The 13323-nt window shown below is 50.7% G+C and carries 12 protein-coding genes and 1 tRNA gene; 5 read left to right on the plus strand and 8 right to left on the minus strand.

From position 1 onward, the window contains the following. Window positions 1-17: 17 nt before the first annotated feature. Both IPH59_00200 and IPH59_00205 read right to left on the minus strand, forming a co-directional pair. Window positions 18-734 (minus strand): response regulator transcription factor, encoded by a 717-nt coding sequence (locus tag IPH59_00200; protein MBK7090140.1) that lies wholly within the window; start codon window positions 732-734, stop codon window positions 18-20. A gap of 167 nt (window positions 735-901) precedes the next feature. Then, complete coding sequence (locus tag IPH59_00205; protein ID MBK7090141.1) at window positions 902-1585, minus strand: response regulator transcription factor; 684 nt, start codon at window positions 1583-1585, stop codon at window positions 902-904. A 393-nt stretch (window positions 1586-1978) separates the two neighbouring features. Between IPH59_00205 and IPH59_00210 the strand changes: the two genes are divergently transcribed. Continuing rightward, window positions 1979-2063 (plus strand) — tRNA-Leu (locus tag IPH59_00210). Between the two features lie 224 nt (window positions 2064-2287). Here IPH59_00210 and IPH59_00215 read toward each other — a convergent pair. From IPH59_00215 to IPH59_00235, 5 genes are read right to left on the minus strand one after another with little or no spacing between them, the layout of a single operon-like run. Then, complete coding sequence (locus IPH59_00215; protein ID MBK7090142.1) at window positions 2288-3391, minus strand: hypothetical protein; 1104 nt, start codon at window positions 3389-3391, stop codon at window positions 2288-2290. Between the two features lie 14 nt (window positions 3392-3405). Further along, a complete protein-coding gene (locus IPH59_00220; GenBank protein ID MBK7090143.1) occupies window positions 3406-4560 on the minus strand; it encodes a hypothetical protein in 1155 nt (384 codons plus the stop codon). Between the two features lie 23 nt (window positions 4561-4583). Next, a complete protein-coding gene (locus IPH59_00225; protein ID MBK7090144.1) occupies window positions 4584-5555 on the minus strand; it encodes a hypothetical protein in 972 nt (323 codons plus the stop codon). A gap of 26 nt (window positions 5556-5581) precedes the next feature. Next, entirely contained in the window at window positions 5582-6070 is a 489-nt protein-coding gene (locus IPH59_00230; GenBank protein ID MBK7090145.1) for a hypothetical protein, read from the minus strand. Next, entirely contained in the window at window positions 6057-7001 is a 945-nt protein-coding gene (locus IPH59_00235; protein MBK7090146.1) for a MotA/TolQ/ExbB proton channel family protein, read from the minus strand. The genes IPH59_00230 and IPH59_00235 overlap by 14 nt, the downstream gene beginning before the upstream one ends. A 400-nt stretch (window positions 7002-7401) precedes the next feature. On the opposite strand from IPH59_00235, the gene IPH59_00240 reads away from it, so the two are divergent. Continuing rightward, window positions 7402-7668, plus strand: coding sequence for a GIY-YIG nuclease family protein (locus tag IPH59_00240; protein MBK7090147.1), 267 nt, complete (start codon window positions 7402-7404; stop codon window positions 7666-7668). A 16-nt stretch (window positions 7669-7684) separates the two neighbouring features. Here the strand turns inward: IPH59_00240 and IPH59_00245 are convergent, their stop codons facing one another. Beyond that, window positions 7685-9580 (minus strand): hypothetical protein, encoded by a 1896-nt coding sequence (locus tag IPH59_00245; GenBank protein ID MBK7090148.1) that lies wholly within the window; start codon window positions 9578-9580, stop codon window positions 7685-7687. 314 nt (window positions 9581-9894) lie between these two features. On the opposite strand from IPH59_00245, the gene IPH59_00250 reads away from it, so the two are divergent. From IPH59_00250 to ccoS, 3 genes are all read left to right on the plus strand, one after another. Then, window positions 9895-10329: an ATP-binding protein gene (locus tag IPH59_00250; GenBank protein MBK7090149.1), complete on the plus strand. Its 435-nt coding sequence runs from the start codon at window positions 9895-9897 to the stop codon at window positions 10327-10329. Between the two features lie 404 nt (window positions 10330-10733). Beyond that, window positions 10734-13136 carry a heavy metal translocating P-type ATPase metal-binding domain-containing protein gene (locus tag IPH59_00255; GenBank protein MBK7090150.1) on the plus strand — a complete coding sequence of 801 codons (2403 nt, stop codon included), beginning with the start codon at window positions 10734-10736 and terminating at the stop codon, window positions 13134-13136. Further along, the gene (ccoS, locus tag IPH59_00260) at window positions 13136-13318 is read left to right on the plus strand and encodes a cbb3-type cytochrome oxidase assembly protein CcoS (GenBank protein ID MBK7090151.1); all 183 of its coding nucleotides are present in this window, start codon (window positions 13136-13138) and stop codon (window positions 13316-13318) included. The genes IPH59_00255 and ccoS overlap by 1 nt, the downstream gene beginning before the upstream one ends. The last annotated feature ends 5 nt before the right edge of the window (window positions 13319-13323 follow it).

Here is a 13323-nt window from a genome sequence, read left to right on the forward strand (position 1 = left end):
GAAGTTCAGAATTGCGATCAGTTAGTAGAAGTAAGGCTGAGTGATTTGTCACTCAGCCTTTTTTGATTGCGACATCTATCATTTGGTGATTTCAAGCGCCTTGTCGGGAAGGCCGATTCGAGCTGCAGATACAGCGTCAGTTTATCGATAGTATTACGAAGATGTGCTTTAATAGCAGGAGCGGTGAGGTGGAGCAGTGTTGCGGCGGATTCTATTGACTTTCCCGAGGCCAAAATTGCTGCGACTTGATATTCAAGATTGGTCAGTCTAATCGCCTTGTAGATCGACTGAATGCGGTCCTCCCGAAATGCATCTTCGACGATTAGTTTCAGTATTGAGTTTTGCAATGGCGAAGGCAGCAGCTTTGCGCCGTTGGCAACTGACCTGATTGTGTGCAAGAATACCTCGAGTGAAGCGTCTCGCCGCAAGTAACCAGCGATTCCTGCTCCTTCATAAACAACGGCGCCTTCTCGCGCGAGGACAAAATCAATTACAACGATTTTGGCTTGAGGTAGCTGCTTGTTGAGCAAGACCAACATCCTCTGCGTCTTCTGTGTTCTAGTCCCGGGGGCAATCAATACGATTTGCGGCGAGAACGCTTTGGCTTGTTCCAGCGCACTGCGAGTTCCAGTTGATGCCACTGCAGTGATGTCAACCTGTTCGTTGAGAAGTGAGATTATTCCGTTTCTCAAGAGCCGGCTGGTTTCGATCAGGAGAATCCTCAGTTTGTCCACTCGTCCTCTAATTCAAAGTCTCGGCGAAGTAGTCTAAAGGTATGTGTGTGTGGGCTGCGGCTGGAAAGCACACACGATGGTTTACACTTATTGATTACGACTAATCAAGTCGAAAAAACTATCGCTCTTGGGATTGAAAAGGGGTCTAGGTCTTCGGAAAGATAGGTTTAGGAGGAGGGTTTATCTGGATCAGGTCGCTTAACATTGTAGGGAAGATTGGCATACGAGGCTAATTCAAGTCGAGTATGCAAAGACAATTTCTCGAGTATGTTGTGGACATGACTCTTAACCGTATGAACGGCAATGTTGAGTGCAATTGCGATCTCTTTGTTGCTCTTGCCGTCAGCAATAAGAGCGATCACGTCTTGTTCACGTCGAGTCATTTTGACAGATGATGGCATCTTCTTGACTTTTCCGCTCTTGAGAGCATGCTCTATGATTTGGGAGAAGAGCGAATCTGTCATGAGAGCAGGGAGGACTTTCATTCCCCGTGCTACTGTTCGGATAGTATCGAGGAAGTCGTAGAGCGTAGCGTCCTTCAGGATGAAACCGGAAACGCCAGCCTTGACCAGTTCCACAACATCAGCATGAGATGGAACAAGATCCATTATGACGATCTGGGAATTGGGAATGTCCCTGCGGAATTCTTCCACGATGTTCAGGCTGTCCTGATATTTTAGGCCGAGATCGAGAAGTACGACGTGCGGCGCCAACTGTGCCGCGATTTCGAGCGCATCGGTGTCACCCGCCGATGCCTGTACTTCCATGTCTGACTCCGCGCTGATCATCTTGACAATGCCTTCACGAAGCAGTCGATTGTCCTCAATTACGAGAACCCTGATTTTGGGCACGAGAACCTTCTCCGCCGTAATACAATTGGTGAATCAGGTACAGGAATGAGGAAGGCCTACGCCGTGCTTCCCAGGAAGAAGGTTGAAATACGTTGCCCTGATATTCTACATTAGATAATGCTCACGTAACAAGAGCTACGCTGAGAGGGTCTGATTTGTTAGAGGTTAAGTTAGGGGCCATTAACTGCAGGTGCCGGGGTACCGGTTTAACTTGCCAGTTTGAGTCGATGGTTCACAATTCGTTGTCAGGAACAGTCTTTGGCGGGCGGTTTCGGCAGTCTCCGGTCCGCTATTCAATTCTGAGGAATGCGCTGGAATCAGTCACTGCCTCAAAAAGCTAGGATTCGGAATCACTTGACAGCGCAGACGGAAAAGATTATACAATCACCGTTTGCCGGAGTGGTGAAATTGGTAGACGCACCGGACTCAAAATCCGGCGGGCCATAAACCCGTGGGGGTTCGATTCCCCCCTCCGGCATTTGATCAGAGATTTCGATTGGAGTGTTTGATCAGGCAAAAAGGGCGGATTTAAATTCATGAGATTGTTCACAGAAATTGATATGCAAGAGAAATGGTGAGGCGCTATGTGCATCCTCACCATTTTCGAGCAAGTAGAAGATTCTACTTTAGAGATTCAACGAAGTAGAGTCTTCCAGGGACGGTAATCGAGATACGTGTCTGTTATCTTCTTACTGAATTCGGTTATTTGTCCTTCTTCTTCTTTTTGTCCTTGTCATCGACAACCGGCGGTAGCTCGCGTCGCTCGATGAGGTTGTAGACGAAATCCTTTTGGCTTTCCAGGATGATTTGATCGTAAGCCGTCTTGTTGAATAGCTCGCTGTCGCGTTCGAGGTAGTTACTGCCGAATTCTTCCTTGGGGATAATCAGCTTGTTGGCGTAGCGATCGACAATTTTGTAAGGCGGTTTGACGCTGAAGTTGTAGCGGCCAAATTCGACATTTTTGAAGTCGAAGATTCGGCCTTCATCGAGACGCACCAACTCAAAATCTGATGGCGACAGCGTGTCATAAGTAATTCCCGATTCAGAATAGACCGCAGCGACCGGCACAAAATTGAACGCGTAATTGGTCGTTAGGTAGAGGTACTGCGATGAATCGAGTCCGGCGGTGAATTCCTTTGAAAAGATGTAGTTCTTGTCGTCATAGATCTGGTACTCACCGGGCGGGACATAGAAGTAGAAGAACTCGCGTTTTTCCTTGAGGCGGCGATTGAGATAGCGCTCGGCGGTACGGATGACGTACTTCTCTTCGTCATTCAACATGCCCTGCCTGAGTTTCAGTTGAACCGGATTGTCGAGGAGCTTCTTTTCTGGAATAAGCTCATTGAAGGCATTACAAGTCGCGAACTTGTACATCCACTCTTTCTGGACGAAGTTCAACTGGTCGCGATACGACAGGTCGGTGGAACTGTCGATGTAGGCACGATAGGAAGGTAGCAGGGTTTCGAGTTCGGTCAATCCCCACCACGCCCATGAAGGGCTGTTGAGATTGTAGTGCAGAATCACAAAGCGGGCATAGGATGAACCCAGCATTTGATCGTAAAGCTCGCCCTTGTTGCCGGAATAGAACCAGATCGCCCATTGGCGGTGCATATTCTGAACGGCCATATCGGACACGAACAGGCGGTCGATGTCTGAGGTTAATACCTTTGAGACCTCGAGGAACTCCTGCATATCCTCATTGAGGTCGGTAATTTCCTGTGTATTGGCGAATACCGGGATCGCAAAGAGCGATAGCAGGCTCACGGCCAAGATAACCGCCTTGGACTTTGAGATAAATGTTTTCACTGATATACTCCTTACTATTCCGAATTACCCAATTGAGTTTTGGTGTCCAGCATCTCATAGAAGCTCTTCAACTGTTGGAACAGCTCGTCGGCGCTTGAATAGCGGGCTTCATCCTGAAGTGCGCGGACAGACTTTTCGCCCCAGAATACGGCTTCGCGAGAGACGCTTTCCATTTGCCCGCGATCAAGCACACCGAGGGCGATTAACTGTTTGGCGCTGCTGAGAATCTCAGGGTAACGTCCGGCCTTGTAGAGGTGCTCGGCGTAGGTCGGGAGAAATGTCACGCAGGTGGCGATGTAGATTTCGCGGTTGTAGTTGCGAGCGTAGAAGCCTTGCGTCGGAAATGGTCCGACGTTCAGCTGTTCAAGGCACTTGCGGAAATAGCTCCAGGCCATGTCGTTTTCGTGATTGGCGAAGGTCTCCGCGAGCAGGAAATAGGAAATCGAAAGTCCATAGCTTGAACGCAGAGTATCGCCGGCGATAGACGCAAAGTAATTGACCATACGGCGAAGTGAGTCCTTGACGACGCCTTCCTGCTTCATTGAGATGAATTGGTCGTTCACCCATACCGCTTTAGCGAAGTTGGCGACGCCAAAGAGGTTGGGGTATTCTTCTTGAAGCATTTCATTGACGCTGGCAACGTAGCTGGACTGGACGTCATAGAGGCTATCGCGAGTTGCGCGACGGAGCACATTCTTGACCAGCGGCGCAAAGGAGTTGGCGTTGGGGCAGTAGATTGCTGCCATCAACACATCCTTAACAAGGAAGGCCGTGTTGCCGGGGACGCTTGACGTCTTGAGTTGAGCCGGTTCGAATTTATAATAGGCGTCAAGATAGCGATTGTAGAGCTGGAGCATCAACGCGCGGAGCTTCTCTTGCAGCTCGACGTTGTGCATGTCCTTCTTGAGATCTTCTACAGTCATGAGGAAGTGGATTTCGGCATTGTAGTAATAGCCCTGGAAACGAAGCGCATCGGATGCGTCGAGTTCGATTTTGATCGCATTGCGCGCCTGTTCGAGATCGGCGGGGTTGCCTGACTGATAGTAGGAGTCCAGGTAGTCGAGATAACCTTTGGGCTCTACCGGTGTTGCCGAGTATCCGATCGAGAACAACGCCATTGCCAGCGCTGATGCGATCAGTGTTTTCCGTGCAAAGTTCATTTTCATCATATCCTTAACCTCACAGTTGGAATCTACAATTTTGCAAAACAATCATCGAAGCGAAGCAGTCGACACAGTTTCCGAGTGGCGTCTTCGAGAAGCGATTCGGCATCGTCACCAATGGCAGGAACGCCGACAAAGTCGATATTGGAAATGTCGCCCAGCAAATTGACATTGACCTGAAGTCGATGCCACTTGCCGGAGAATCTGAAATCGAAGTAGTTGCCGCCTGAGCGGGTCACTTTGAGCCATTCTTTCGAGCCCGCTTTCTCAGTCTCATCAAGTCCGGCATGTGTGAACATCGTTCGGACACACTGGCGCAGGCAGATGTTGACCATCTGGTAATGGTAAGGATCGAGCTTGACGCGCGATACGCCGGCTTCTGCGACCACTCGATTGGTTCTTGAAGACGGCGCGCCGACCAAGTCGCGGCTACGGTCAGTCGTGAGAGCGACAGTGGTGCTGCGATCAGTTTGTTCCTGGACGAAATCACGCTGAGCAAACTCGTCGGTCGGCGCGATTGCCGGGGCGATTGTCGCGGGCAGCGAACGCTCCGTTGCGGCCTCTTGTTGCGATACGCGCTGAGCATCGCGGGTCACGGCACGTCCAGTCAACTGGGTTTGTTTTTGCAGTACCTGCGTGGTTTTGTCGGGGATACTGCGCAGCCGTTCTACCGGCTTGGTCTCAGGTGGTTTGACTACCGGTTTGAATTTAGGCTTCGGTTTGTCAGGCTTCGGTTTCGGCAATTCGATTACGAACTTCGCATCGAATTCGTCCGGCGCGAGCTTGGCAGCTTGTGCCTTGAAAGGTAACGAGCCAAAGTAGCTCACGAGCAACATTATAACTACTGCGAGGCCACCGAGCGAGGTTGCGGTGCTCACGATGTTGCGACGGTCGCGAGTGGTGCTCAGGAATCCACCGGGGGAATCCACTGGTGATGGCGTCTTTTCAGTCATGGAATTGAGTTCCAGGTCGGCATCGTCGCGATCAAAGTATGCTTGCATTCATTTACCTCATGCTCGCAAAGATGTTATTCAGCTTCAGCGCGATAAACCAGGTTGCACGGATAGTCCAGCTTATAGCACGCCGCCATTGCAGAGGCGACCAGACCATAATAGGAGTGAGCGGAGCTGAAAATATCGACACGGACAGAATCCATAACAATGTCCTTGGAAGCGATGAATTCCGAGATTCTGTCACGCAGGAACAAGTGCGCATCGGGATTGGCGAGAATCGCATTGTCGACAGAGACAAAGACTGTTTCCGGAGGTTGGGGCGTTGTGTGAATCAACACCAATTGACTTGAGTCGACCTGCAGATTCTGGTCGTAGATCTCGATGCGAAACGGAGCGGTTGACATTTCGCCTGTTGCGCTTGACGTTTTATACGGCATCTCGATTCGTTCAACCTGCGTTGAGCCGTTGCCCACAACGATGAAGAAGAAAAGCATGATGAAGGCAAGGTCAGAAGCGCTAACAATGAATGGCGCCATGTACCGTTTCGATTTACGATCGGACACGGAGATGCTCCTTGCTGGGAAGTACCTGCTGTACTTTTTCAAGCTGTCCCTGCGGCAGCGATTCGACAATTTCACAGACAGCGACGGCGCGGACCACCATTTGGTCGTGAATCTGGTTGATCACGCGGCGCGAGAAGTAGGTCGCAGCGATTGCCAGACCCAGATTGAGCAATCCCCAGAGGCTGGTAATGATGGCGACCTTTAGACCGACGGCGAACTCAAGCGATTGTGACAAGTTGGCGGCGCTCTGTCCCTGGCTGAAGATGAACAGGAAGCCAATGAGGGTGCCGAAGAATCCTGCTGCCGGTGAGGCGGTGGCAATACTGTCGTAGAGACTCATCTCATCCATGTTTTCGGTAATGCGGTCGATGCGGTTACGCAAGTGCAGATATAAGTGATCGACGCGACCGGAAGCGCTGGTAACCATCGCGGAATCTTTAAGAATTCGCCAGAAGCGCGAATTGAGGTGATCCTGCGCCTGGACGTATTGGCAGAATTCCTCCCACGACACGAACTTCTGCTTGAGGAAGTGGTCGAGGCTGGCATCGTTGGGATAGTATTGATCGCGCTTGGTCGAGAACAACATAAACAGCGTAAAGCGAACAAGGACGGCGATACCGAGCGCTGCAAGTACAAAGTAGATTCCAAGCACGATTGTCGGATACTTGGCATGCAGGTAATTCGAAAGATCAAATCCAACCGGATCGGTGCCGGTCGTTTCAGCAAACCCTTCGCGATCGACGGCGCTGACACCGTCGCGCTCCTGCTGTTGAAGTGCAGCGTTGATATTGTCGGTCGCATTGTTGTGCATTGTCCACAGCACAACGGCGGAAATGATCAATACGACAATTGTTGCCAAGGTCGGGACGATGTAGTTCCGGCGTTTGTACAGTGGTTCAGTATATTGAGCTTCTTGCCTCGGGTCGGTCATGAGTTCCTCCGCTGATCGATATATTGTGAACGTCCCAATCAAGTGGGAACGGCTCTGCAAGGATCAAAATGGCATGTCGGTCGATCGCCAAAAGCGGACCGACTTGAGAAGTGCATCGAAGTGTTATCTAATGATAAACCCTGTAACTCCTGCGCACGGGACCCGGTAGGAATGATAGGTCAGGCCGCTTTGCGCGTTACCTTTTGATTATCGCCTTTCGTGAAGCGAATCTTTAGGATTAGCTGAAAATACAGGGGCGGCAGAGTGTCCAGCGCAGGAATGTATTGCCTTATGGCAAACGCCGAGAGCCGCAATGTGAAGCCTGAGCGCGACTTATTGGGGACCGGCAAAATGACAGAAATTCGGAATGTGGTTTTAATAATTATTTGTCAAGTGTACTATGGGAGGCGTGACATACCGCGTTTACATACTTCGCTGCAATGACGGCACTTTCTATACCGGGCAGACAACGGATCTCGAGAAGAGACTTGCGGCGCACAATCGTGGAACCGGAGCGCGCTACACTCGCGGTAGGGGACCGGTGGAAATGGTATACAGCGTCGAGGTTGCGACTTTACGCGAAGCATTCATACTCGAGCACAAGATCAAACGGTTGTCACGAGCTGCGAAAGAGAAGCTGATTAGCTCAGCGGTCGTAATAGCTTAAGTCGCGACCAATTCCTTTACTTGTCTATTCCAACACCAATTTCGAAGGGGTCGGCTTTGGTAGAGTCAGACTTGGGGCTGATCCACCTCAAACTGTTACTCACGCGCGGTTCGGAATAAGTGTCGTTGCCGCCGCCGTCAACGAAGACTCCGAAAGTGCGAAGATAGGCACGGGCGCCCTGAACAAGTCCGCGCGCGCCGCCAAGATTGAATCCGCCGATGGTGGTGTAGTTGTCGTCACCGAGCCAATCGTGGAAGATGCCGATCCCCTGGAAATTCCCTCCGCCTAGAGAGAGGCCGGGAGCGAGGTAGGTGTCATTGCCGCTACGTTCGTTGAAGTAGCCGATGTTGAAATCGTGTCCTGACCCGATCGACATGTTCATTGTCGCGTTGTAACGGTCGTTTCCGGCGAAGTCGTCGAGATAGCCGATGGCGAAATGTGCGCCGGAACCGATCGTGTACCAGGCGCTGTAGTAATCGTCGTCACCAGCGCCGTCGAGCAGCATTCCCAAAGCAAACCAATAGCCGCAGCCCTGTGCAAACAGGCCAGCAGAGTACTTGTCGGCACCGGAGACATCGCACAAAATTCCTACGCCGCCAGCCCAACTGTGGCCATCGATATAGTCGGCACGCTTGCCGAACCCGACGCCCTGCGACAGCGACGAATTGTGTTCTTGAGTCTGTTGGCCCGGACTGAAGAGGATGCTGTCTTCAGCAATGTAGACGTCGTCGCCGGAGTAATTGATGCAGAAACCGCAGCCCATCGTGTAGCCGAAACCTTGAGAATTCATCCAACAATAGAGGGAATCGTTGCCAGTTGAGTCACTAAAAACTCCGGCGCCAAATGCCGCCGCACCCTGAGTGTAGGTTTTGGCGCGATAAGTGTCGCGGCCGCTGTTGTCCATGACAACGCCGACACCGAAGATACCGCAGCCTTGGGCGACGTTCTTGGCATCGTAGTAGTCATTGCCGGATTTATCGATGACGACTGACATGCCAAGGACTGCACCACCGATACCGGGGAAGGTCGAATCTGCGGATATGTATAAGTCGTTCCCATCAACATCGACTACAGCGGATAGTGGATAACTGACGGGGAAGCCGGAGATGCGATATGTGTCATTACCGCCGGGGTCGAGGATTAGCAGTGGCGGCGACTGAAAGGAGTATTCGTCATTATTCGCAGTGCCAATCACGATTAAACCATGCTTGGTTGGGAATTCTTGGCGAGAATCCGGGAATGCGCAATATTCCAGTGAGTCAGAGAGTCGGCGCAACGCCTCGGCGATATCTTCGGCGCCGCCGATCATGCGATTGAAGTCAACGGTGGTTGCCAGGTCCTCAACTAAATCATTGTGACTTTGGCTGTCGGCAAGAAAATAGTCGAAGATCTGACGGCGATGTTTGTTGGGCTCAACGTCATCAAATGCAGAAGTAAACAGAGACTTATCGTCGTCAATCAGGGCATAGAGAAGATCGATTTTGGAGCGGAGTTTGGCGAATTGCGGTTCAGCAAGCGATTTCTGATTGCTGGACCAAGCCGATTGTGGAAGAGAATCGAGAATTCTTGCATATTGCTCAAGCGGATCGCCGATGAGACTGCGGCGGACGGGACAGTCGATTTTACGGCCGGCATTTGCGACAAGAGCCGTGATGTTGCCGCATTCGGTTTTGAACGATTCGAGGTTCATCAGTCCGTACTTGGGAAGCTTTAGGGGATTCTTGTGAAACATGGTGAAATATGACAAGCGCCAGGTATCTCCACCCCATGTTGCCATTTCGTCCTGATCAAAGCTGATATCTTCACTGGTCAGGCCAACCTGCGCCATGGCGGAGTCAAAGAGGCTAAAGTCTTGGGCTGAGACAAGAGACGGCAAAAGTGCAAAAAGGGCAACAATGAACAAGCGTTTCATAGTCTTCTCCAATCGAGTGTGAATGTGAATATAGATGTACGGGACTCAATGACCAATGATATTCTCATCAGGCGTAAACAGCATCGGAATCACTTGACAGAAGGGGCGGAAACTATTAATTGGGGTGCATTCATCGAATGGTGAAAATGGTAAACGGGATAAGCCAAAGTCGAAATAGGGAAGTCATTTAGGGCGGCAAATTCGCTCATGGACATAACTATTTCGCGGTCTGGCCGTATATTGAAATGCAGCTAAAACGGCATGGCCGCGGTTAGACTACGATAGATATTGCAGAAGACGGACGTTCGCAGATAATGACAAACTCGCATAAGATTGTCCTTGGTAGAAGCATGGAAGAGACGGCTATCCTGCACGACCAAGCCGAAGATTTTCTCAAGCAGAATCAAGTACCAGATGATGACATCTTTGCAATTCTCCTCGGTATCGAAGAAATCTACACCAACTTCGTAAAGTACAATCCCAATGGCAGCGACCAAGTTGAGATAGGGATCGAGTGTCAAAGTGATCGGGTGGTTGTCGTGCTCGTCGATTTTGACTCGCACCATTTTGACCCACGGGAAGCGCCGCCGGCCAAACTGGAAATGCCGCTTCATGAACGTAAGCCGGGCGGGCTGGGGATTCACATCGTTAAGCAGATGATGAACAAAGTTGAGTACAGCTACACCGGGCGCGTCAGTAAGATCACACTCACAAGGATGCTCGGCGGAAGCTGTCAGTCCTGCAATTAGCACCGAATTCAGATTAATCAAAGGGGTGGGAGGAGTATGTTCGACTGAAGTCGAACCCACAGTAACTCAGAGTCGATTCCACAGAAATGTTCCGTTTATCCAACAGAATTAGTGAAGTCAATCCTACAGCAGCAGCTTGAATATTTGATTGTGCCAATTTTCACTTGATGAAATGCCGATACACTTAGTGGTAGTTCAGAGAAGTGGCCCGCTAACCGCGAATTCATTGCCGAAATGTAGGATTTGAGCAATGTCTATCGGGGATTAAAGCAGTCCAAAAACCCTATTTTATCGGAGAATTGGCTTGACAACATCGTTGTGTAACACCAAATTAGCTGTTGTTTTTGTAAATGACATTGTGCTAAGATTCACAATGTACAAACTTGTGATTTTGTGGTAAGCTGATGCCCGCTATAAAGGTAGAACAGGAGTTACTCTGCGCCCATTGCGGCGAAGTGTGCCGTCGCGACTCGGTAACTGAGGGCGAATTGGCTTTCTGTTGTCGCGGCTGCCTGACAGTCTACCATCTCCTTCGTGATAACAACCTCGACAGTTTCTATCAGATTCATGGCGCGACCGGAATTTCACTTAAGGGGAAGGAAAATGCTGGACGTTTCGAGTTTCTTGATGACGAATCGGTGAGGCAGAAGCTGCTGGACTTCACTGACGGTACGACAAGCCGTGTGACTTTTCATGTTCCGCAAGTCTATTGTTCATCTTGTATTTGGCTGCTTGAGAATCTCAATCGACTCAACCCTGCGATCATTGAATCGCGGGTGAATTTTCCCAAGCGTACTTTGGCGGTGACGTTCCGCGAGACCGAGTTGTCGCTCCGCAAAGTGACTGAGCTATTGGCGCAATTGGGATACACGCCAAAAATCACTCTTCAGACAGTCGAGAAGCGGTCATTCGTGCAGGACAATAAACGATTGATTCTGCAGACCGGAATCGCTGGATTCGCATTTGCCAATATCATGCTGTTTAGCTTTCCCGATTATCTTGCGGGTGAAGCGGGTGTAGGTGCGCAGTATCAGCGGTATTTCGGGTTCCTGAGTTTGTTGTTGGCCCTGCCGGTGTTTTTCTACAGTGCGGTTGATTTCTTCCGCTCAGCGTATCAGGGGCTGCGAGTAAAGCAGGTGCATCTGGATCTGCCGCTATCGATCGGCATTTTGGCGCTTTTTGTGCGAAGCAGTTACGAAGTCGCGACGCAAAGCGGCACCGGATACTTTGACTCGTTTACGGGGTTGGTGTTTTTCCTGCTGATTGGTCGAGTATTTCAATCTAAGACGTTTCAGACGCTGTCGTTTGATCGCGATTATAAGTCATACTTCCCGCTATCGGTCACGATCAAAGGCAAGACCGGCGAGCAACAGATTGTGCTTTCCAAGCTAAACTTGGGTGATGTGGTTGTAGTGAGGAACGGCGAGTTGATCGTTGCTGATTCTATCCTGCGAACGCGCGAAGTTGACATCGACTACAGTTTTGTAACCGGTGAATCGAATCCGGTTAGTAAGGTGGCGGGAGATACTTTGTATGCCGGAGGACGTATCGTGGGAGCACCGGCTGAGATGGAAGTCATCAAAGAAGTATCGCAAGGATATCTGGTCAGTCTGTGGAGTTCAAGCAAGTTCGCTCATCGACGCGAAGGCAGAGCGACACGAATTTCCCAGAAGGTAGGCGCACGATTCACGGTGGCTGTGATAACGGTATCGCTGGCAACATTTGCCTATTGGCTCAGATTTGGAATTGATGGAGCGATCACCAACACGACGGCGGTCTTGATCGTCGCCTGTCCTTGTGCGTTAGCGTTGTCGATTCCATTCACTTTCGGAACGGTGATGCAGATTTTTGGGCGACGCGGGCTTTTCCTGCGTGAGCCGAACATAGTCGAGAATATAGCGCCAGTCGATACGGTGGTATTCGACAAGACCGGGACTTTGACCTCGACCACTGAGTCGTCAACCAGATTCATTGGTGAAGAACTCACGAAGCACCAGATGGCGATGTTGAAGGGGTTAGCGATGGCATCGACGCATCCTTCGAGCCGCCGAATTGTTGCTTGGGCGAGCGCGGGAGAGACGATCAAACCCAATCGAGTTGAAGAGTTGCCGGGGCAAGGGATTATCGGTCTGTTCGAAACAGGGGAAATGAGAATCGGGTCGAGTCGATGGGCGGTCAAAGAAGATTCGACAGCGAACAAGACGGGCACGGTCGTTGTGCTCAACGACGAAGTGCTTGGGAGATTCGAATTTCATGGCGGTTTTCGAGAAGCTGCTGGTGAGATGATTCCGGCTCTAAGAGAGCGATTTGATGTATCGCTCATAAGCGGTGACAATGCGAAGCAGGCTGATGAATTTGCCGCAATATTTGGCGGCACGGAGAATTTGCGGTTTGAACAATCACCGCACGACAAGCTCGGTTATGTGGATGGCCTTAAGTCGGCGGGCAAGCGGGTGTTGATGGTTGGAGACGGGCTCAACGATTCCGGCGCATTGGCGGCAGCGGATGTCGGAGTAGCGCTTACTGAGGATATTGCAGCGTTTTCGCCAGCGAGCGATGCGATACTTGCTGCGGAACGACTTGGTGAGCTGCCGCGCTATCTCAACTTGAGTCGCCGCGCCTTGCGGATCGTGCAAGTGAGTTTTATGATTTCGCTGATATACAATGTAATCGGGGCTTACTTCGCCGTTACCGGGCAACTGTCGCCGCTAATCGCAGCGGTTTTGATGCCGGTTAGTTCGGTGAGTGTGGTTGGATTTGCAGTTATGATGACACGCTTGTCGGCGCGGCAGTTAGGACTGAAGTAATGTCGGCACTGATAATATTGATTGGTGCAAGCCTGCTGGCGGCAATTGGATTCTTGGCAATGTTTATCTGGGCGGTGCGCAACGGGCAGTATGAAGACACCTACACGCCGAGTGTGCGGGTGCTGCACGATGATATCAAGCCGCAATTGAATTCGAATTTGAATGATTCTAAGGATAAATGAGGGAG

The organism is bacterium, from assembly GCA_016708315.1.
Taxonomy (GTDB): domain Bacteria; phylum Zixibacteria; class MSB-5A5; order CAIYYT01; family CAIYYT01; genus JADJGC01.